Here is a 19,498-nt window from a genome sequence, read left to right on the forward strand (position 1 = left end):
GTCGGCCGTCACACATCGGTCCTCTCGTCGGCGATGTCTGCTCATCTGCTACCGCCGGCATAGTAGGGGCGCCTTCGGGGTGGTTGGCTAAGCTGCGGATCATGTGGAGGCAGGCAGCGACAGCGGTCTTCCCCGGTGTGGGCTTCCGGGAACCGGCCCAGGCATCCGATCTCGTCGCGGCGGAGGGGCGGCTCAGACGAACGCTGCCGGCAGAGCTTCGGCTATTGCTCCTCGAAAGCAACGGCGTCATCGGACATGCTCGCGTGGACACCGTCTGGCCCGTCGATCAGATCCTCGAGAGGAACCTGCTCTTCTGGTCAGACCAGACGTTCACGCAGCTCTACATGCCGTTTGATGCCCTTCTCTTCTTCGGGGACAACGGAGGCGGCGACCAGTTCGCCTTCGTGCAGAAGCCCCAGCGTCCCGACATCTTCGTCTGGGAGCACGAGAGCGACAGCCGTCGATGGGTTGCCAACAACCTGCAGGACTACCTCGGCCGTTCGCTTCGGGAGGCCGGCGACGACTGGTACCAGCTGTAGTGCGGCAGGCCTCCGACATCGATCAAACCACCGTCCTACGCTCTCCTTCTACATGACGGAGCCCCCGCGCAGGGCTGGCAGATCACCGAATTGCGGGGCGATCTCTATGGCGCTTCTGTTCCCAGGGCTCGCCGCGCGGCTTGCTGGAAGGCACGGTCTGGTGCACGTTTTGCCTGCCATCCTTCCTTGAAGCGCTCGGCGTACTCGGGGAGTTGGCCGTGGCCCTCCCGCAGGGCCGCCGAGAACCAGTCCATCCCGGCCATCTCCCAGTCGTACATCGCCACGCGCAGTTCCTCAGCCGCCTCCGCTGCAGCCACCGGGCCGGCAACAGCGATGGCTGCGACCGCGGTGCTGAACTGGACCCACGCCTCAGGCAGCTCGGCGAAGGAGGCCCTCCACTGCTCCGGTGTGGACTGCTCGTCCCGGGCCAGATCCGAAAAGCGCCACCATGACGCCGACAGCAGCTTCGTGCTCGCGATGAGCGCCCCATACGCCTCCCGCCGCGCGTCTTCGCGCCGGTACGCCCGTTCAGCATGCAACTGCCGCTGCTGCTGGCGCCCTTGACCGACCACCGAGACCCACCCGCCGGCCACGGCTCCGAGCACGCCGATCACCGCGCCCACCACACCCGCCACACTCGCGTCCATCACCGGGCATTAGAAGCCGTATTGAGATCGGCAGCCGGTGGCGACACCTGCCAGCGGGACGCCAGGCACTCCTCGCCCTCGCACACCTACGATGCAGCGACACCTACGGCCAGCTCGCCGCCGCGTTCAAGGTTGGCATCGCCACCGTGTACCGCTACATCCGCGAAGCCGTCGATGTCCTCGCCACCTTGGCCCCCACCCTCGAACAAGCCGTCAGCACCGCGGCCACGAAAGCGTTCGTGATCCTGGACGGCACCCTGCTGCCGATCGACCGCATCGCCGCCGACCGCCCCTTCTACTCCGGCAAACACGGGAAGCACGGCATGAACGTGCAGGTCATCACCGACCCCTTCGGCCGCCTGCTCTGGGCATCACCCGCGCTGCCGGGAGCGGTCCACGACATCAAGGCCGCCCGCACCCACGGCATCCCCGCCGCTTTGACCCAAGCCGGCGTCCGTTGCTGGGCGGACAAGGCGTACCAAGGAGCAGGCGGCACCGCCCGCGTCCCCTACCGCGGTCGCTGGGACAAACTCTCCACAGGTCAGCGAGCCGTCAATGTCTCCCACGCGAAGATCCGCGCGCTCGGCGAGCAGGCCATGGCCACCCTCAAGACCTGGCGCCTCCTGCGCAAACTCCGTTGCAGTACGACCCGCATCACCACCATCGTCAAGGCCATCCTCTCCCTGCAACTCGCAGCGCACTGACGAGACCGGGATCAACAACACAGAAGGGACCCCAGCATCGTGCCTGACGTCAAAGTCACCTACGACAAGAGCGTGAACGCGGCGTACATATACTTCACCGACCCGCAGGTCAGCGTGAGATCAGCACATACCTATCCCTGCGATCCGATCGACGTCGACGGCATGATCAACCTCGACTTCGACGAGCAGGGCCGTCTCATCGGCATCGAGGTCCTAGCCGCCACTTCGAAGCTCCCCGCGTACGTGCTCCAAGCCGCCGAGCGGCTGGACTCCGAGGGAAGTTGAGCCTGGGAGCAGCCCGGCGAGTGCTGCCCTGCACAGCCACCGGCGCAGGTTGGAAATGGCTCAGTATGAACTGCGGCTTCACACAGATTACCCCGCCGTGAGACGGCAACCCCCATCACGAGCGGAGGGACAGCAGGATCCGGCGTCTATGCAGGTTGATGCCAGCGACTTCGACCATGACCTCATCATCAATCTGCAAGACGCTCTCCGGCTGATCCGCATCCCGCTCTGCGAGCTCATGGATCGGAACCAGTCCCGCGAAATTCTCGTGGACTTGCACGAACGCTCCGATCCTCACGACCCTCTCCACCCGGCCGGGAATCACGCGACCGAGCTGAACGCGAGCGAACTCATCAAGCGGATCCGGATAAAGCGCCTTCAGCGAGAAGGAAGCCCGTTCCCGCTCGACATCGACGTCCAGGACCACGATGGTGACCTCCTGTCCGACCTCCACGATGTCCGACACCGCCTCGAAGTGATGAGCCCAGGTCAACTCGGCTGCGTTCACCAGTCCGTGGAAGCCTCCGATGTCGATGAACGCGCCGAACCTCTCGATGGACGACACCACCCCTTTGCAGACCTGGCCCTGCTCCAGCGTCTCCAGGACCGTCCGGCCACCTTGGTCTGCCGTCTCCGCCATACCGCCACCCCTTCGTCAACGGCCAAGACTCTCACGTCAGACCAGCGCGAGAGAGGCGGCAGAGCGGTCTGAAGGTGGGGCCAACTCTCGTTGTTACTTCCGGCCTTGAAGATCAGGAAGTGGGGCCAGAACTCGTTGGGTGGGGCCACGACTTCTCGCGCCAGCTGTCTGTAGTTGGTCACAGGAAGTAGTGGCCTTGTTCGATGTCCTCGATGAGGCCGGGGTGGGTGGGCTTCCATCCCAGGAGTTGCTGGGTGATGCTGCTGGAGGCGGGCATGTCGGTGCTGAGGAGGCGCACGAGCATCCCGTTGAACTCCTCGGCGGGCAAGGAGTGTGCGGGTAGGTCGAGGTGTCGGCCGATGGCCTCGGCGATCTCGCGGACCGGCACGCCGTCGTCGCCGACGGCGTTGAGGACGGAGCCGGCGGGTGCCTGCTCTACGGCAAGGCGGTAGAGGGCCGCGGCGTCCTTGACGTGGACGGCGGGCCAGCGGCTGGTGCCGTCGCCGATGTAGCCGCAGACGCCCTTGGCCCGGGCCGTGGCGATGAGCTGGGGAACGAAGCCGTGACGCTCCCCCTGGCCGTGGACCGAGCGGGGCAGCATGACCAGAGAGGTGCGCACGCCCGTTTCTGCTGCTGCGAGCGCTGCCTTCATGTTGGCGATGCGGGCGGCGACGGGTCCTGCCGCGACGAGTTCGTCGTGCTCGGTCGCGGGCCGGCCGGGTGTCACGAGTGTGGCGCCGGAGATCACAAGGGGCCTGCCGGAGCCGGCGAGGGCGGCGGCGAACGTTTCGATGGCCTTGGCGTCCGTCCCCGTCGCGGCCTCGCTCATGCTGGGAGTGACGAAGGCCAGGTGGATGACGCCGTCGCTGCCCAGGGCGCCGGCGCGCAGCACGTCGGTGTCGTTCAGGTCGCCGCGCAGCACCTCCGCTCCCATCGCGGCGACCGCGTGTGTGGAGGCGTCCGAGCGGGCCAGCCCGAGGACCTGGTGCCCGGTGTTGATGAGTTCGGGGACGACGGCTGAGCCGATCCAGCCGGAAGCACCGGTGACGAAGATACGCATGAGGGGGACTCCTTGGTGACGGCGCGACCGAGGACGCGCAGCTCAGATTCGCTCGCGGGAAACTGATGCGACCCTGTTGCATCAACAGTAGCGCGGCCATGCGACTAGGTCGCATCATTTGGCGAGATGATGCGACCTGGTCGCTTCGCATAGACTGCGACGGTGAGCAGATGGGCACCGGACGCACGTGAACGCCTGGAGAGCGCAGCGTTGGACCTGTTCGTGGAAAACGGGTTCGACGAGACGACCGTCGCGCAGATCGCGGATCGCGCCGGCTTGAACCGCGCCACGTTCTTCCGTCACTTCACCGACAAACGCGAGGTCCTGTTCGGCGGCGAGGACGTACTCGCCGGCCTGTTCGCCGACGGCATCCGCGCTGCCGCTGCGGACGTGACGCTCGCGCAGTGCCTGCGGGCGGCGTTCGCGGCCACCGACCCGGTCATGACCCCGCAGCGGCGGGCCAAGGCCGTCCAGCGCAGGCGGGTGGTCGCGGCCAACAGCGACCTGCAGGAGCGGGGACTGCTCAAGCACGCCCGGATCGCCACGTCGATCAGTACCGCGCTGCGCGAACGCGGCACAGACGAGCTGACCGCCCGACTGGGCGCGGAAGTGGCGATGCTCGCCTTCGCCATCGCCGCCGAGCGCTGGTTGAAGGCGGACGACGACGAACCGTTCCCGCCCCTCGCCCAAGCAGCCCTAAGCGACCTTCAGGTGCGCGCCGCCGAGCTCGACACCCGACCCCGCCCCTCCACCTGACGCGAGAATCTGGCGCACACCGTCTGGCGCATCACAACGGACAGCAGACCCTGCCTTCATGCACGCCGGAGCCAAAGATCACGCGACCGAGTCACCACGCTCGAACTCGCATCCAACAAGATCGGTACGACAACGGCTTCTCAGGCCATAGCCCACAGCTTGATCCCTTCACGCCCGAGCTTGCCGCAAGGAGGCCTCCGTCGGCGGTGCACGCCAGCTCAGTGACCCCGTGGTCGATATGGGCCGGCCTGTCCAGCTCATGGACTCGCTGAGAGGTGGTGAAATCCCAGACCCGCACCGTGCCGTAGGAGTCACCGGTTGCCAGGCGGGGGGTGACCGGACAGAACGCCAGCGCCTGCAGTCCTTCCTGTGGGTACGGGTGGCTAAGGAGGCTACGGGTACAGGTCAAGAGGGCGTTGCCCGGTGCCCTCTCCCCCGAGTGGGACAGCCGCCCCCAATCACGCGCTGGGCGTAGCCGGGAGGGGCTGTGGCAGGCGGGGCAGGGGCCAGGTCGGATCCCATCGCCAGCCGGCCCACGCGGCGAGGTCCGCGAAGGGGCCGGAGGGTTCTTGGATCATCGCGAGGACCTGACTGCGGGCGGCGTCCACGGCCCGGTGCTCGGTGTCGGTGACGATGCCGAGCCGTCGTACGTGCACGTACTCGTCTTCGTCCTTCCACGTGAGAACCGTGCGGATGCTGACCAACCAGGGCATGGACCAGGACTCCCCGCTGTCCTGCCTGCTGGTCGGCCAACCGACGCTCAGACGCACCATGAAACTCGCCGTCCTCGCCGCCCTGGAGCAGCGGACCGCGCCGCGTTACACCATGCCCGGCATGACCTCGGCAGAGACGTCCAGCTACGTCGCCCACCACCTGAAGATCGCCGGGCGCCCGGACCAACTGTTCACCGAGGACGCCCTCACACTGATCCACACCACCTCGCGCGGCTACCCGCGGGCGGTCAACAACCTCTCCCTGCAGGCCCTCGTCGCCGCCTTCGTGACCGGGAAGAACCTGGTCGACGAGACCGCCGCCCGCGCGTCCGTGAGCGAGGTGGTCGGCGACTGACTCCCCACCGCACTCGTGGGAGGCTCACCCATGCCGGAAGCGGTTTCTACCAGGGCCAGAAGGGGCGATCTCATGCCGATCCAAGGTGTGCTTTTCGACGTGGACGACACTCTGTTCGACTACTCGACCTCGGAAGAAGTTGGCGTGCTCGCCCACCTGCGGGAGCAACGGCTGCTCGATCAGTTCCCCGACCCCGCCACGGCACTCGCCTTCTGGCGGAAGATCATGGAAGTGCAGTACGCACGCTTCCTCAACGGCGAGCTCACTTTCACCGAACAGCGGCTCGAACGCACCCGTCAATTCCTCTCCCACCTCGGGCAGGACACCTCGGGCATGCCGGACCACGAAGCGGCTGCCTGGTTCGCCAGCTACGAGGCTCACCGCAACGCAGCCTGGGCGGCATTTCCCGATGCCGAGCCTGTCCTCAGGAAACTCGCACCGGACTACCGCCTCGGGATCGTCTCCAACTCATCCGGCGACCACCAGCGCGACAAGCTCCACGCCATCGGCCTGCTGCCCTACTTCGACAACGCGCTCATCTGCTCCGACCAGCACGGCGCCGCCAAGCCTGCACCGAGCATCTTCCTCGCGGGCTGCACGGCGCTCCGCCTCCCACCACACGAAGTGGCCTACGTCGGAGACAAGTACACGCTCGACGCCGTGGGGGCCCACGACGCGGGGCTGCACGCCTACTGGCTCGACCGGGCGAACATCAACTCCGGCAACGCCACCGGCAGTATCCGCGTCATCCACTCCCTCGACGAACTCCCAGACGCCCTCACCCGCTGAACCCCACCGCCACCTTGCCGACCACAGCGACACCTCACCAACCATCGCCCCGCTGGGACGTCCCCAGCGGGGCCTTCTCATGCTCACTTCGTTGGCACGTTCAATGCCGCACTCCTCAGCATTTCCAGCGCCGCCTAATACTCCAGCTGTAGATCGCTCTTGAGCTGCTGGATCCTACGCTTTCCGTGGCTTGCGCCGCTTGCCCCAGCTGCCTTGCGGCCGACTCCGGTCCTGGGCCAGCATCGCCGCGTCGAACTGGACCTTGCTGTTCACTGGTCGTGGTTCAGGTAGGAGCGTGGTCGCCATCGATCGCCACGGGATTGCTGAGGCCCAACCGACCAGGGGCATGGTCTCGTCGTAGTGCGGGGCGAACTGCGCGACGGCGATGGCGGGCATTTGGTGGTTCAGACTGCGGACGTGTTCGAGGAACGTCTGGGGCAGCGAGACGTGGTGGGTTTCCAGGTAGTGCGGGAAGTCCTGGCGCCACAACCAGGTGCCATCAGTCACCAGCGACGAGCATCCCGAAGAGTGTCGATGGGCGTTGCCGGTGATGATGTCGTGGCCCCCTTCCATGACGTCGATCAGGACGTGACCGGCGTCCAGGTAGGCCACCAGGTCCGCCTCATCCGGCTCGCCGACGGACCGGACGGCGTCGCGGATCGATCCGTTCGGCTGGCCGGAGCGGGTGTCGAGTTCGTCGTAGAAGCCCAGCAATTCCAGCACTGCGTCTCCTTCGACGAGCCGTTCCACCCCGCTGGCGCTGGCAGGTGCGGCCACCGTTGATCATCGGTGTGTGAAGACAAACGATCACGCGGTGGCCGCAGGTCACAGCGTAGACGCTGCCCGCTGGCAGGAAGCGTTCGAGGGCCTGATGGACCGCATCGCGGGCAGGTTCGCCCGGGTCGAACCCCGACGCCGAACACGCCACTTGGTCCTGGGAGTGCTCGCGGACCTGCCGCGGAAGAAATGCTGGACCATCGCCGAATGGGTCGGCGAGGCCACTCCCGACGCCATGCAGCACTTGCTCAGTCGCGCCAAGTGGGACGCCGAAGCAGTCCGCGACGACCTGCGTGACTATGTGGTCGAGCACCTGCACGACGACCAGGCGGTGCTCGTGGTCGACGAGACCGGCGACGTGAAGAAGGGCAGCCACACCGTCGGCGTCCAGCGCCAATACACCGGTACCGCGGGGCGAATCGAAAACGCCCAAGTCGCCGTCTACCTCGCCTACGCAGGTCAGCGAGGACATGCCGCACTGGACCGCGAGCTCTACATCCCGCGCTCGTGGACCGACCAGCCCGACCGCTGCCGGGCCGCCGGGCTCGACCCGGGCACCACGTTCGCCACCAAGCCCGAACTGGCCATCCGCATGATCACCCGTTTCCTGGACTCCGGCCACCACGCCCCCTGGGTGGCCGGCGACGAGGTCTACGGCGGCAACTCCACACTGCGCGCCGCCCTGGAGGACCGGGCCGCGGGATACGTGCTCGCAGTGGCCCGCACCCACGAGGTCACCACCAGGGCGGGGAAGTTCAGCGCGGACACCTTGGCCAAGAAGCTCCCCAAGCGGGCCTGGCAGAAGCTATCCGCCGGAGCCGGAGCCAAGGGACACCGCTTCTACAATTGGGCCCACATCGACCTGCCCAGCACTGCGCCAGGTCACCACCACCTGCTGATCCGCCGCAACCGCACCACCGGCGAACTCGCCTACTACCGCTGCTTCTCACCCGGGCCGGTACCCCTGGCAGCCCTGGTGCGGGTCGCGGGATCCCGGTGGCGAGTCGAGGAGACGTTCCAGTCCGGAAAAGGTCTGGCCGGATTGGACGAGCACCAGCTCCGCCGCTACACGTCATGGTCCCGCTGGATCACTCTCGCCATGCTCGCCCACGCCTTCCTGGCCGTCGTCCGCGCCGACGAGCACCGTCTCCGCCCAGGCCCCGACGACCTGATCCCGCTGACCTGCAACGAAATCCAGCGGCTCTTCATAGCCCTCGTCGCCCGGCCCGTCCACGAGGCCGGGCACTGGCTCCGATGGTCCCACTGGCGGCGTCGTCACCAAGCCCGATCCCGAGCCAGCCACTACAGCCGTCAAGCCGCGAGCAAAGCATGATCGTTATCTACAGCTGGAGTACTAGCTGTTGCGGGTCAGGACGTTGGTGACGACGCGAGTTGTTGGCAGATCAGATGGTGAGCAAGTTGTGCCGTCGCGAGCAGGTCCTCGCGAGCCGTGTCGACGTTGGACCGCACTGACAATCCGTACCAGACGGATTGGATGAGCCCGGTCAGGACCGCTGCGTTGGTGCCCGCGGCTAGTTCCCCGTCCTGGATCGCTCGTTCGATGCGCACGAGGAGGGCCTGCTCGTTCGAGCTGTGCAGTTCGGCGACGTAGGCGCTGGTATCGAGGGTGCTCGTGCTGTCGGTCATCACGGCGCTGCTGATGAGACACCCGGGATGCGTGTCGCTTGGCTGGGTGAACTCGTGGACCGAGTCGGTGAGGATGCGTTCGATGACCGTCTGGATGTCCTTCTCGGCGACAGCCTGCTGGTAGATCTCGCGGTAACGCTCGGCGTAGGTCCGCACCGCTTCCTCGAACAGTCCGGCCTTGCTGCCGAAGGCGGCATAGAGGCTAGAGGTGGAAAGCCCGAGGGCCGCGGTCAAGGTGCGGGTCGAGGTGCCGGAGTAGCCGCGTCGCCAGAAGAGGCGAGCGGCGTCAAGGACCGCACGGTCGCGGTCGAAGGCTCGGGGGCGTCCACGGTTGCGTTCGGTCACGCTTGCATTCTAGACCGTTCGCTCCATAATAGATTTATGGAGCGAACGATTCAGAAGAAGCTTGCAGTCGGCGGGGACAGCTGGGTCACGGTCGATGTGTACGGGGAGCCGGACGCTCCGGGCCTCGTCGTCGTCCCGGGCGTGATGAGCGATGCACATACGTGGCGCCGCGTTGCGGGCGCCATCGACGCCTGGCCCTCAGTGGTAGTCGTAAACCGTCGGGGACGTGCCTCCTCGGGGCCGTTGACCAACTCCTACTCACTACGGACAGAGGTTGAGGACCTCGGTGTAGTCCTTGACGAGTTCGACAGCACGAGGGCGCTCTTCGGCTGGAGCTACGGCGGCTTGATCACCTTGCTGGCCGCCAACGAACACCCGATTCCCCAGGTGATCGCCTACGAGCCGGTGATGCAGCCGTTCGGACACCATGCACTGCCGGACCTGAAGAGCGCCACGGAGACAGCGGACTGGGATCGCTGCGTCGAGATCGTCAATCGGCAGATCTCCGGCTTCTCCGCTGCGCACGTCGAGGACCTTCGGGCCGATCATTCCGCTTGGGCGACCTTGCGCCGCTTGAGCGGACCGCTGTACGCCGAACTCGGCGCGCTCAACGCAGCGCCGCCTCCGGATGTGATGGCGCGACAGGCAGGTCATGCCGACCTGATCATCGGCCAGTGCAACCGCGGAACAGCCCCCTACGGAACGTCGTTCGACAACGTGCGGCAGCACATCACTCACGCCGGAGTCCACGAACTCGCCGGGCAGGGCCATCTGGCCCACATTCAGGCGCCGGCAGAGCTTGGCCACCTGCTCAACAACCTCGCCGCCATCTGATGGCCACCCATGCCAACGCACCGCTCTCCATCGAGGGCCGCAGGCGACTCGTCGAGCGATCCACAGGTCTTGACAATAACTCCCCGCTCGGCCTGGACCTCCGCCAGCTGCTTGGCCAACTCCGCGGCGAGCGTGTCCGGTTCATTCCGGCGAGCCGCGATCCGCTCCAGCATCCCCATGCCCTCCCCGCGCTCTCCCTGCACCGGCCCCCTCTCTGACAGTCTCGGCTGAGACACCCGTTTTGTCGGGTTAGTCTGGATGGGCGAGACAGGAGATCCCCTCAGCATGGCCAGCACCACCCCGATACCCAGCACCGGCGGCGACGATCCGGCGCCGAAGCCGAAGCGGCGGACGTTCCCCGCGGAGTACAAGCTGCGAATCGTCGCCGAGTACGACGCCGCCCCGCCGGGCGAGAAGGGCGCGGTCCTGCGCCGTGAGCGGCTCTACCACTCGCACATCATCGAGTGGCGCCAGGCCCGTGAGGCCGGCGCACTCGACGCGCTGACCGACCGGAGGACCTCGGCGGTGCGGCCGAGGAAGGCGGCCGAGCAGGCCGAGTTGGAGCGGCTGCGCAAGAAGGTCGCCCGCCTGGAGAAGGACCTGGCCCGCCGCGATGCCGCGCTGGAGGTCATGGGAAAAGCCAACGCGCTCTTGGATCTGCTCTCCGAGAGCGCGGACTGAAGCATGCCGCCGTGCCCGTGATCGATGAGGCTTTCGCGGGCATCCAGGGGCAGTTGGGGACTGCGGCGGCCTGCCGGCTGACCGGACGCTCACGCGCCACCCACTACCGCCGCATCAATCCGGTGCTGAAGCCCGCACCGTCCCCGAGACCTGCACCCGCCTCGGCCCTCTCGCCGGCCGAGCGGGCCGAGATCCTGGCGCTGCTGAACCGGCCGGAGTACGTCGACCTGCCGCCCGCGCAGGTCTGGGCGCGTGAGCTGGACGCGGGCAACTACTGGTGCTCGCAGCGGACGATGTACCGGATCCTGTCCGCCGCCGGGCAGAACGGCGAACGCCGCCGCCAGGCCGCCCACCCGCCACGGACGATCCCCGAACTGGTCGCCACCGGGCCGTCGCAGGTCTTCACCTGGGACATCACCAAGCTGCCCGGCCCGGTCAAGGGGATCTGGTATCACGCCTACGTCATCATCGACATCTTCAGTCGCTACGTCGTCGGCCACACCGTCGAGCGGGCCGAATCGGCGGGACGGGCCGAGGAGTTGATCCGCGAGACCATCGAGCGCAACGGCATCGTCCCCGAGACCGTGCACGCGGATCGCGGCACCTCAATGACCAGCAAGAAGGTCTCCCAGCTGCTGATCGACCTCGGTGTCACCAGGAGTCACTCACGCCCCAGGGTCAGCAACGACAATCCGTACTCGGAAAGCCAGTTCAGGACCACGAAGTACACCGCCGACTATCCGGAACGGTTCGATTCGCTGCCCCATGCCCGGGAGTGGATGGACGCGTTCATCGCCTACTACAACCATGACCACAGACACTCCGGGATCGGCCTGCACACCCCCGCCTCCGTCCACTTCGGCACCGCCGAGGAGGTCCGCGACCAGCGGGCCATCGCGCTCGCCGAGGCATACGAGCGCCACCCCCAACGCTTCGCCCGCCGACCGAGACCACCCCGGATACCCGGCCAGGTCTGGATCAACGACCCGTCAAAACGCAGGGAAACCGAACCACAAGGTTCATAGCACCGTGAACGTCTCATTTGACTTGACAACTACCGGCCCGGTCAGGGATCGCAGGAAGGGCACGGCGGTCGGCGCAGCAGAACCCGACAACGGCCCTGGCGACAGGTCAGACGATCTTCACCATGGACACCCGCCGACGACCAGCGCGAGTACCCTGCCCGCCCCGCACACCAGACCCGTGACCTGCGCACTTCATGTTGCACAGGTCTCAATGGAGATCATCAAGGTCCTCTGGACCCAAAGCGGAAAGCGTCCCGTATCCGTCGTGAGCTACGACCAGGCGAGCGCGCAGCACCGCGTCGACGAGCTCACGAAGGACCCCACCGTCACGGACGTGCAGACCGCCCACGTGAAGCCCGGGGAGACGGTGGACGTCGACTGACAGGAGAAGTCGATGAAATTCAATGCTTTGTTGATGAACGCGGAGATCGTCCGCCAACTACTGGAAGAGGGATAGGAGAGCACCCCGGAGGAACTGGCACACATCTCGCCCTACCTGACCGAGCACATCAACCGGTTCGGCGAGTACAGCACGCACGAACTCGGCATCCAGCCCGAGGCGAACGGGGCCTTGCGGATAAATACGAAGCCGCTGGTCAAGGGCTTGCCTCGGTGGGCTTCAGGAACGCCCCTCGTCGATTTCGGAAACGCGCGGGCCATCCGTGCAGGTCAGCAGGGGTCGATGACGTGTTCCTCGGCGGAGCGGCGTCCCAGCAGCGGTGGCGCAGGGCTCTTGGCGACCTGTCCGTGCTGTGGGTCGGCGTCCGGTGCGAGAACGCCGTCGCCGCAGGCCGCGCGGTCGCCCGGGGAGACCGGGCCCGGGGGATGGTCGAGGCGCAGGCGGACGTGGTTCACGAGGGCGTCGTCTATGACCTGGAGGTCGACACGTCGCGCACCGCGTCCCTGGTGTGCGCGCGAGCCATCGCTGCCCGCGTACACGACGGCGAGGACCCTGTCGGCTGATCGCTGATCCGGCGTCCCCCCGTCTCCCCCAGGCCGCGGGGCGCGGTCGCGGCGCCCGCAGCGTGTGCGTGCGAGCAGGCTGGGCGGCACGGCGGTGAGCAGCCCGCGGTCCCGTTGTCGATGCGAGCGTCACTCGCGCGGGAGCCGCTGAACTACAGTTCCGCCCATGCGATCCATGATCCTGCCGCCGCCCGTCCGCTAGCGGGCAGCGCACAGACCGGTTCCGACCCCGACCGCACTGCCGTCGGGGAGGTGGATGCTGCCCGCGCCCCACGCGGCCCCTTTTTCCGGCATCCATCATGGAGACGCTCCGTATGATCACCCATACCCTCACGCCGCTTCGGCGCGGCCAACTCTCCATCGCGGCCGCAGCCGTCGCCTGGGGAGCCGGTGGCGCGGCGGCGGAACAGCTGTTCCGCACCAGTGGTCTTGGCCCCTTGGCCGTTTCGTTCTGGCGCTTCGCCATCGCCGCCGCGATCCTGATCGCCAAGCACGTCCAGCAGCAACAGGCCGAGCAGGACCAGCACGTTCGGCAAGGCGTCGTCGGTGGCCGGTCCCTCTCTGGGCGCTCCTCCGTCGCCACCGGCATCGCTCTGGCGGTCTATCAGACGGCCTACTTCGGCGCCGTCCAGAACGCCGGACTCGCTCTGGGCACGCTGATCACACTCGACGCGAGTCCGATCCTGGTCGGTGTCGGAGCTCACGTCCTGCTGAAGGAGCGGCTCACCAGGCGTGGGGGTGCCGCGATCGGGCTGGCCCTGCTCGGCCTATTGCTCCTGGTCGCGCGCCCGGAGTCCGGACCCCGTCCCCTCCTAGGGGTCGTGCTGGCCCTGCTCTCTGCCGTCGGCTACAGCGCCGTCACCCTGCGAGCGCGTCACGCGGGAGGCACCACGAGCGCGGGCCCGGCCACCTGGGCGATCGGCGCACTCTGTCTGCTTCCCTTCGCGCTGGCCGAGGGAGCCTGGCCGAGCGCCGGACATGCCGTCGAGTCCACCACCTGGCTGGTCTTCCTCGGCATCGTGCCGACGCTGCTGGCCTACCGCTGGTACTTCAGCGGGCTGGCCACGGTGACCGGCACCACCGCGGCCGTGCTCGTGCTGCTCGAACCGGCCACTGCGGTGCTCCTCGCCGTACTGCTCGGCGAGCGGATCACCACGGCCCTCGTCCTCGGATCGGTCCTGCTGCTGACCGCCATCGCCGTCCTGGCCCGCGACCGGTCATGAAACCGTTGTCCTTGCCGCGGGCGCCGGGCACACCGGTGCCCGCGGGGGCTTGGCGCCCCCGGCTTGCGGTTCACTGATCTCAGCCCCCGGGCCGCCGCTGCCGGCGGCGACCCGGCCGAGGCCGCCCAAGGTGCCCTCCGCCTGGCCCTGCTGCCCGACGACGGCCCCACCGGTGGCTTCTTCTCGTGGGCCGGAACGCCCGTGCCCTGGTGATCTGTCATGGGCGGCGTCGAGGACAGGTGTCCCAGCGGTGTGTGGTCCATGCCTGCCGGATCAGACTGCGCACGGTGATGATCGTGTCGGCGAGGTCGAAGTCCGGCGCGAAGGACGCCGTCGGGAAGACCGTAACGATCGCCGACGGCGGCTACCGCGGAACGGGACTGGTAATCCCTCACCGCCGTCGCAGCGCGGACGAAGAACTCCCCGACTGGAAGCGGGCGCACAACAAGAGCCACAGGCAGGTCCGGGCCCGCGTTGAGCACGTCTTTTCCCGCATGAAGACCTGGAAGATCTTGCGCGACTGCCGCCTCCGCGGCGACGGTGTGCACCACGCGGTACGCGGCATAGCTCGCCTGCACGACCTCAACCTCGCCGGATAGGCGCCCGCCACCTGGAGGCCGCTGGCATGAGCTGCTGGTGAACGAGCCGACCCACGCCAGTCCCGAGGTCATTTCGTCTGCGGGCGGGCCTGCTTCACCTCGCGGTCGATAGCCCAGGCGTCAGCGACGGGCCCGAGGTGGCCGAGCTTGTCGGGGTTGATCACCGAGCGGATGGTCTGGATCTGTCCATCGAGCACCTCGAGGGCCAAGGTGTGGAGCACCTTGCCGTCCCGGTCGCGGAAGATCGCTCCGGGCTGGCCGTTGACCTCGTGCGGCTCGAAGGTCACGTCGATCCGGGCCATCCGGGGGAAGACGGAGGCGAGCAGTCGGGCCACGTTCTCGGCGCCGATGACGGCCCTGGCAAGCTGCGGGGCCTTGCCGCCGCCGTCCCCGACCATCGACACGTCGGCGGCGAGTAGATCCCGCAGGCCGACGACATCGCCTTCGCGGAGGGCGTCGAAGAATCGCGTCGCCAGTTCCTGCCGCTCCTGACGGTCCGCTTCGAACCGTGGCCGTCCGGCCTGCATGTGCCGCCGCGCCCGTACCAGCAGCTGCCGGCACGCCGCCTCCGACCGCCCCACCGCCGCGGCGACCTCGTCGAAGCCGAAGCCGAAGACCTCCCGCAGCACGAACACCGACCGCTCCAGCGGGCTGAGCCGCTCCAGGAGCAGCAGCGCCGCCATCGACACAGAGTCGGCCAGTTCCGCTGAGCGTGCCGGATCCTGATAGGGATCGGTGAGCAGCGGCTCGGGGAACCACGGTCCGACGTACTCCTCCCGCCTCACCCGTGCGGAGCGCAGCACGTCGATCGAGATCCGCGTCACCGTGGCGGACAAGAAGGCCTTGGTCGACGTGGGCCGGGTCGCCGAGCCGTCGAAGCGCAGCCAGGTCTCCTGTACCGCGTCCTCGGCCTCTCCCACGCTGCCCAGAATCCGGTAGGCGATCGAGAACAGCAGCGGCCGCAGCTCCTCGAACTCCTCGACCTTGCTCACGCCGACTCCCCCTCGTGGTCCTCCCGCCCGGCCGTACTTGTCGGCGCGAGCATCTTGTGGTGATCATCCGGTCCACCGGCGGCGCAGAGCAAGGCCCCCACGGGCCGGGAGCCCAGAGCCTGCGGCCCGGGCCGGTTGCCGAGGACCGTTCAGTGGAACTGCCCGACCTCGTAGTCGCCGGCCGGCTGCTGGGTGATGATGTTCAGCCGGTTCACCGTGTTCATGAAGGACACCAGGATCACCAGGGCGGTGAGCTGCTCCTCGTCGTAGTGCTCGGCGGCACGCGCCCAGACCTCGTCGCTGACCCCATCGGCCGCGTCCGCGACCCGGGTCCCCTGCTCCGCCAGCTCCAGCGCGACACGTTCGGCCTCGGTGAAGACCGTGGCCTCCCGCCACGCCGCCACCAGGTTCAGCCGCACCGGGGCCTCCCCGGCAGCGGCGGCCTCCTTTGTGTGCATGTCGATGCAGACGGCGCAGCCGTTGATCTGGCTCACGCGCAGCGCCACCAACTCCTGCGTCGCGGCCGACAGCGGGGATTCCTTGAGCGCCCTGCCCGCCGACATGAGGTGCTTGAGGGCCTTGCCGGGGTTCGGGCCGGCGAAGTAGTTCAGTCGCGCGTCCATCGTGTGCTCCTCCATGGTCGTCACTGGCTACACCCCCTGAGACGAGGTAGCCCCACGCCCTGTGACACGGACGCGTGTGACCCACGTCTGCCTGCTGCCGGGGTGTTCGGAGATGCACAGGCGGGGTTGCTGTCTCGTCACAGGGGTGCGGGCAAACCTCGATCAAGGAGCCGATGATGAACCTCACGCTGTGGATCACTGCTGGCCGCTGTCTGACTGGTCGCCACCGCCAGACCACTCAGCTCAGGGCGAGCCCGTTGCCGAAGGCGCCCGGGCTCAGCCCGGTGTATGGACTCCGGAACGGCTCCGGCGCCATACGCATGCCAGCCACGATCCATGTTCACCGCACCTCAAGATCACTTGCGGGACAGCCCTTTGTTCGAGGAGCATTTCGACTCATCGATAGCCTGCATCACCATGATGCTCGCTTGGATCCTGCCGATGCTGCTTGTGCTCAGCAGCTCAGCCGTCGCGACTGGGCAGATCTTCAAGGGGAGCCCCGGCACAGCCGGAGCACTCCTGCCGGCGTTCCTCGCGCTCGCCGGCGTCAACTCGCCCCTGATCTTCCCAAGATCGATCGGCGCGCTGGAGGCACAACGCCGCAACGCGGTCAGGGCATTGCCGATGAGGAGGGCATGCGAAGGTCCTCCCGGCAAACTCTTGGCCGAGTCCGGGAAGGCAACCGCAGGAGATGGATACGGGCCGGTGGCAGCGGCGATCCTCGAAAAGGAACATGTGCCAGCCTCAGATGACTGGGCAGGCGCTTTCGGCGCCGCGATGCTTGACCGGCTCCTTCACCGCGCCGCCGTGATCGGCATCGACGGCCCTTCCTACCGACTCCGATCACACCAGTCCCACGCCGACAACCTCCGCAAAGGAGTGACCGGACGTGCAGGTTGAATTCCGGGAGTGCCCCATCTGCTGGACGTCATTCCAGGTCAACCGCAATGCGGCGGCCCGGCACACCTACTGCACCCCCGCTGCAAAGCAGAGGCCGCTCGGCGCCGACGCCGCGAACGCGACGAAGTCGCCGACGCCACTGAAGGCGAACCGATGACGCCAGCGTCGCCAGACCCGACACCACTCGCGCCCACGGCCGTCCGGAACTGGCCGCACTGCGACAAGCCCGTCACCATCGTCGCCCTGCTGGCCACCCCTGAGGCCGCGCGACCGACCATCCCAGCAAGTCGGGACGTGATCCCCATGCGCAGACACTGACATCGTCCGGCTGGAATTGGCAGGACACGATCAGTCGCCGTTCACTACTGTCACATGGGAAAGGATGTGGACATGGCACTGGTCAAAAAGGGATCGCGGCTCATCAACGTGGACGGCACCACCTTCCGATGGCGCCTGCGCGGACGGCCAACCTACGACCAGGGACTCGTCCACTGGCCTCTCACATACGCGGTCGAGCATGCGGACAACCCAGGCACCACACTGGTGATCACCACCAACCAGCCGCATCCGAGCAACTGGTTCGGAACCCCAGGCAACCCAGTCCTGCCATCCCAAGTGGCTGCCACCATCCGCACCGCTCTCACCCAGGGCTGGACGGCCGAAAGCCCCGGTTCACCCCTCCACCTCGACCAGTCAGCAGGGTTCGTCTCATCCCACTGACGCACCCGCACTCAATGACTCACCGACAGGCGATCGGTGAGTCATTCTGCTTTCCGCTCCCCACATTCCCCAGTTGATTCACTTCGTGAACCAACTGGGACGAAGAGCGACACTGAGGAAATTTTGAGATCGGCATCAAGGCTAGAGGTCGCGTTTCCCCAGTACGGTGGAGTCTGCGAGCACCTCGCCTCCCCGCCCGACGACAGGCCGCCCCCGCCCGGCCATCACCCACGGCCGGTCCTCATACGCAACGTCTGACGGAGAGGTGCCCGGCCGGGCCTACAGAAAGCGAACGGCCCGCCGACTCGGGGGAAAACGGCGGGCCGCACTGACCGCCACGGTGCCACACCCGTAGACGCATCGCACACCGGAACAGGGAATCCGCAGCTGCCCCAGGTTCTCGCGCCGGGCAACGCATGGGTCCCGTCCGCGGACAGTGGACGAGACCCATGATCGAGCTCCGGGCAGGCCGTGCACCTGCATTTCCCCGCAGGGGGCGGAGCGTTTTTCCTTGGACCACCAACGCACAACCAGCCACCTTGCGTTGCGGCGACCAGCTAAAGATCAAGACCGAGTAAGCGGCTGTGTATCCACTGCGACCACCCGGCCGCGGAACCGTAAGCTGCCCGATATGCGCCACGGCGATTCCGAGGCACCAAGCAGGGTGCCGTGGTTCACACGGGCAGGAGCGCCAACGGCGGAACATGACGGGGCAGTTGACCGTCCATCTACATATGGGGGCCACTGACGGAATGCGCTCACCTGCAGTGCTGGACGAGCGGGGGTGACGGATTCCCGCCGTTGAAGGTCGGGATCCCGGCCGATGCGGTCCTATAGCTGCCCCGCTCCTAGGTACGCGCGGACGACGCCACGAGTCCCTGAATGCCGTTGAGTACGCAGGTGAGACCGAAGGCGAGGGGGTCGTCGCCGGTGGGGGCGAAGGCGCCCTCGGCGATGGCCCGGGTAAGGGCGGGGTAGCGGTCGGCGTGTGCGGTGAGCTGGTCGGTGGTGAGGCGGTCCCACTCCCGGTCGCCTTGCTCGTCGCGGTCGAGTGCCTCCTGGGTGAGGTTGCGCACCAGGCTCAGGACGAGGATCGCGGCGTCGTGACGTTGGCGGGCAGTGAGTCCGGTCTCCTCGAGGGAGGCCAGGACGGTATCCAGCCAGGCCACTTGGTGCGGGCCCATGGCGTGCCGGCGGAGACCCGTCGCGGTCAGGATCCAGGGGTGGGCGCGGTAGACGTCCCAGCATGCGCGGGCCCAGGCTTCGAGGCGAGGGCGCCAGCCGCCCCGGACGCAGGTGAGGTCGGGTGGATCGCTGAGCACCGTGTCGACCATCAGGTCGATGAGGTCGGGCTTGCCCGGGACGTAGCGGTACAGGGCCATCGTGGTGACCCCGAGCAGCTCGGCCACCCGCTGCATGGACAGGGCCTCGAGCCCTTCGGCGTCGGCGATCTCGATGCCGCGGCGGGTCACTTGGGCGGGCGTGAACTTCGGCTTGGGCCCGCGCCGCGGACGGTCGTCGGCGGCTCCCCACAGCAGCGCGAGGCTGGCGCCCGGGTCGCGATCACTCTCCTTGTTCGCTGGCACACCGGCCTCCTTTCCGCCAGGGGTCTTGCGCACCCCTCAGTCAACTGTGTATAAGATACACAGAAATTAATCGTGTAGCACGTACACGGTTTTTG

At 67.3% G+C, this 19,498-nt stretch carries 24 protein-coding genes and 4 pseudogenes; 17 read left to right on the forward strand and 11 right to left on the reverse strand.

The features are described 5' to 3' along the window. Nucleotides 1-101: 101 nt before the first annotated feature. On the forward strand, nucleotides 102-539 hold the full coding sequence (locus OHT57_RS00235; RefSeq protein WP_328743758.1) for an SMI1/KNR4 family protein: 438 nt from the start codon (nucleotides 102-104) through the stop codon (nucleotides 537-539). Nucleotides 540-643: 104 nt separating this feature from the next. Here OHT57_RS00235 and OHT57_RS00240 read toward each other — a convergent pair whose 3' ends face one another. After that, nucleotides 644-1,186 (reverse strand): hypothetical protein, encoded by a 543-nt coding sequence (locus OHT57_RS00240; RefSeq protein ID WP_328743759.1) that lies wholly within the window; start codon nucleotides 1,184-1,186, stop codon nucleotides 644-646. A 17-nt stretch (nucleotides 1,187-1,203) separates the two neighbouring features. On the opposite strand from OHT57_RS00240, the pseudogene OHT57_RS00245 reads away from it, so the two are divergent. Together OHT57_RS00245 and OHT57_RS00250 are read left to right on the forward strand one after the other, a co-directional pair. Then, nucleotides 1,204-1,890 (forward strand): annotated as a pseudogene (locus tag OHT57_RS00245) (transposase family protein); the annotation flags it as partial. Nucleotides 1,891-1,929: 39 nt separating this feature from the next. Continuing rightward, on the forward strand, nucleotides 1,930-2,175 hold the full coding sequence (locus OHT57_RS00250; protein ID WP_328743760.1) for a DUF2283 domain-containing protein: 246 nt from the start codon (nucleotides 1,930-1,932) through the stop codon (nucleotides 2,173-2,175). Nucleotides 2,176-2,290: 115 nt separating this feature from the next. Here the strand turns inward: OHT57_RS00250 and OHT57_RS00255 are convergent, their stop codons facing one another. Then, nucleotides 2,291-2,815 (reverse strand): S1 RNA-binding domain-containing protein, encoded by a 525-nt coding sequence (locus OHT57_RS00255; protein WP_328743761.1) that lies wholly within the window; start codon nucleotides 2,813-2,815, stop codon nucleotides 2,291-2,293. A 178-nt stretch (nucleotides 2,816-2,993) separates the two neighbouring features. Beyond that, complete coding sequence (locus tag OHT57_RS00260; RefSeq protein WP_328743762.1) at nucleotides 2,994-3,875, reverse strand: SDR family oxidoreductase; 882 nt, start codon at nucleotides 3,873-3,875, stop codon at nucleotides 2,994-2,996. A gap of 162 nt (nucleotides 3,876-4,037) precedes the next feature. On the opposite strand from OHT57_RS00260, the gene OHT57_RS00265 reads away from it, so the two are divergent. Further along, a complete protein-coding gene (locus tag OHT57_RS00265; protein WP_328743763.1) occupies nucleotides 4,038-4,631 on the forward strand; it encodes a TetR family transcriptional regulator in 594 nt (197 codons plus the stop codon). A gap of 91 nt (nucleotides 4,632-4,722) precedes the next feature. On the opposite strand, the gene OHT57_RS47310 is transcribed toward OHT57_RS00265, so the two are convergent. Both OHT57_RS47310 and OHT57_RS00270 read right to left on the reverse strand, forming a co-directional pair. Beyond that, nucleotides 4,723-5,040 (reverse strand): hypothetical protein, encoded by a 318-nt coding sequence (locus OHT57_RS47310; protein WP_443053392.1) that lies wholly within the window; start codon nucleotides 5,038-5,040, stop codon nucleotides 4,723-4,725. Nucleotides 5,041-5,089: 49 nt separating this feature from the next. Continuing rightward, nucleotides 5,090-5,344 (reverse strand): hypothetical protein, encoded by a 255-nt coding sequence (locus OHT57_RS00270; protein ID WP_328743764.1) that lies wholly within the window; start codon nucleotides 5,342-5,344, stop codon nucleotides 5,090-5,092. Between OHT57_RS00270 and OHT57_RS00275 the strand changes: the two genes are divergently transcribed. Both OHT57_RS00275 and OHT57_RS00280 read left to right on the forward strand, forming a co-directional pair. Then, the gene (locus OHT57_RS00275) at nucleotides 5,325-5,699 is read left to right on the forward strand and encodes an ExeA family protein (protein WP_328743765.1); all 375 of its coding nucleotides are present in this window, start codon (nucleotides 5,325-5,327) and stop codon (nucleotides 5,697-5,699) included. The genes OHT57_RS00270 and OHT57_RS00275 overlap by 20 nt on opposite strands. A 72-nt stretch (nucleotides 5,700-5,771) precedes the next feature. Next, nucleotides 5,772-6,488, forward strand: coding sequence for an HAD family hydrolase (locus tag OHT57_RS00280; RefSeq protein WP_328743766.1), 717 nt, complete (start codon nucleotides 5,772-5,774; stop codon nucleotides 6,486-6,488). A 174-nt stretch (nucleotides 6,489-6,662) separates the two neighbouring features. Here OHT57_RS00280 and OHT57_RS00285 read toward each other — a convergent pair whose 3' ends face one another. Continuing rightward, nucleotides 6,663-7,211, reverse strand: a complete 549-nt coding sequence (locus OHT57_RS00285) for a hypothetical protein (RefSeq protein WP_328743767.1) — start codon at nucleotides 7,209-7,211, stop codon at nucleotides 6,663-6,665. Between the two features lie 148 nt (nucleotides 7,212-7,359). Here OHT57_RS00285 and OHT57_RS00290 point away from each other — a divergent pair, with 148 nt between their 5' ends. Continuing rightward, the gene (locus OHT57_RS00290) at nucleotides 7,360-8,598 is read left to right on the forward strand and encodes an IS701 family transposase (protein ID WP_328753073.1); all 1,239 of its coding nucleotides are present in this window, start codon (nucleotides 7,360-7,362) and stop codon (nucleotides 8,596-8,598) included. Between the two features lie 35 nt (nucleotides 8,599-8,633). Here OHT57_RS00290 and OHT57_RS00295 read toward each other — a convergent pair whose 3' ends face one another. Next, nucleotides 8,634-9,257 (reverse strand): TetR/AcrR family transcriptional regulator, encoded by a 624-nt coding sequence (locus OHT57_RS00295; protein ID WP_328743768.1) that lies wholly within the window; start codon nucleotides 9,255-9,257, stop codon nucleotides 8,634-8,636. A gap of 36 nt (nucleotides 9,258-9,293) precedes the next feature. Between OHT57_RS00295 and OHT57_RS00300 the strand changes: the two genes are divergently transcribed. The 6 genes and pseudogenes from OHT57_RS00300 to OHT57_RS00325 form a co-directional block, all read left to right on the forward strand. Beyond that, nucleotides 9,294-10,091 (forward strand): alpha/beta fold hydrolase, encoded by a 798-nt coding sequence (locus tag OHT57_RS00300; RefSeq protein ID WP_328743769.1) that lies wholly within the window; start codon nucleotides 9,294-9,296, stop codon nucleotides 10,089-10,091. 285 nt (nucleotides 10,092-10,376) lie between these two features. Further along, entirely contained in the window at nucleotides 10,377-10,772 is a 396-nt protein-coding gene (locus OHT57_RS00305; protein WP_328743770.1) for a transposase, read from the forward strand. Nucleotides 10,773-10,783: 11 nt separating this feature from the next. After that, nucleotides 10,784-11,797, forward strand: a complete 1,014-nt coding sequence (locus tag OHT57_RS00310) for a DDE-type integrase/transposase/recombinase (protein ID WP_328743771.1) — start codon at nucleotides 10,784-10,786, stop codon at nucleotides 11,795-11,797. Nucleotides 11,798-12,475: 678 nt separating this feature from the next. After that, nucleotides 12,476-12,760, forward strand: a pseudogene (locus OHT57_RS00315) (phosphotransferase-like protein); the annotation flags it as partial. A 314-nt stretch (nucleotides 12,761-13,074) separates the two neighbouring features. Continuing rightward, nucleotides 13,075-13,983, forward strand: a complete 909-nt coding sequence (locus OHT57_RS00320) for a DMT family transporter (RefSeq protein WP_328743772.1) — start codon at nucleotides 13,075-13,077, stop codon at nucleotides 13,981-13,983. A gap of 54 nt (nucleotides 13,984-14,037) precedes the next feature. Continuing rightward, nucleotides 14,038-14,196, forward strand: a pseudogene (locus OHT57_RS00325) (short-chain dehydrogenase); the annotation flags it as partial. 4 nt (nucleotides 14,197-14,200) lie between these two features. Here OHT57_RS00325 and OHT57_RS00330 read toward each other — a convergent pair. Then, nucleotides 14,201-14,296: pseudogene (locus tag OHT57_RS00330) on the reverse strand (IS5/IS1182 family transposase); the annotation flags it as partial. Between OHT57_RS00330 and OHT57_RS00335 the strand changes: the two are divergent. Then, nucleotides 14,256-14,582, forward strand: a complete 327-nt coding sequence (locus OHT57_RS00335) for a transposase (protein WP_328753074.1) — start codon at nucleotides 14,256-14,258, stop codon at nucleotides 14,580-14,582. The pseudogene OHT57_RS00330 and the gene OHT57_RS00335 overlap by 41 nt on opposite strands. Nucleotides 14,583-14,650: 68 nt before the next feature. Here the strand turns inward: OHT57_RS00335 and OHT57_RS00340 are convergent, their stop codons facing one another. Both OHT57_RS00340 and OHT57_RS00345 read right to left on the reverse strand, forming a co-directional pair. After that, nucleotides 14,651-15,574: an RNA polymerase sigma-70 factor gene (locus OHT57_RS00340; protein ID WP_328743773.1), complete on the reverse strand. Its 924-nt coding sequence runs from the start codon at nucleotides 15,572-15,574 to the stop codon at nucleotides 14,651-14,653. A gap of 149 nt (nucleotides 15,575-15,723) precedes the next feature. After that, the gene (locus tag OHT57_RS00345; protein WP_328743774.1) at nucleotides 15,724-16,197 is read right to left on the reverse strand and encodes a carboxymuconolactone decarboxylase family protein; all 474 of its coding nucleotides are present in this window, start codon (nucleotides 16,195-16,197) and stop codon (nucleotides 15,724-15,726) included. Nucleotides 16,198-16,614: 417 nt separating this feature from the next. Between OHT57_RS00345 and OHT57_RS00350 the strand changes: the two genes are divergently transcribed. The 3 genes from OHT57_RS00350 (at nucleotide 16,615) to OHT57_RS00360 (ending at nucleotide 17,817) form a co-directional block, all read left to right on the forward strand. Further along, nucleotides 16,615-17,097: a hypothetical protein gene (locus OHT57_RS00350; protein WP_328753075.1), complete on the forward strand. Its 483-nt coding sequence runs from the start codon at nucleotides 16,615-16,617 to the stop codon at nucleotides 17,095-17,097. Beyond that, nucleotides 17,087-17,254, forward strand: a complete 168-nt coding sequence (locus OHT57_RS00355; protein WP_328743775.1) for a hypothetical protein — start codon at nucleotides 17,087-17,089, stop codon at nucleotides 17,252-17,254. Before OHT57_RS00350 ends, OHT57_RS00355 begins: the two co-directional genes overlap by 11 nt. Nucleotides 17,255-17,487: 233 nt before the next feature. Continuing rightward, nucleotides 17,488-17,817: a hypothetical protein gene (locus tag OHT57_RS00360; RefSeq protein ID WP_328743776.1), complete on the forward strand. Its 330-nt coding sequence runs from the start codon at nucleotides 17,488-17,490 to the stop codon at nucleotides 17,815-17,817. 848 nt (nucleotides 17,818-18,665) lie between these two features. Here OHT57_RS00360 and OHT57_RS00365 read toward each other — a convergent pair. Then, a complete protein-coding gene (locus OHT57_RS00365; RefSeq protein WP_328743777.1) occupies nucleotides 18,666-19,403 on the reverse strand; it encodes a TetR/AcrR family transcriptional regulator in 738 nt (245 codons plus the stop codon). Nucleotides 19,404-19,498 lie beyond the last annotated feature (95 nt).

This window comes from Streptomyces sp. NBC_00285, assembly GCF_036174265.1.
GTDB lineage: Bacteria > Actinomycetota > Actinomycetes > Streptomycetales > Streptomycetaceae > Streptomyces.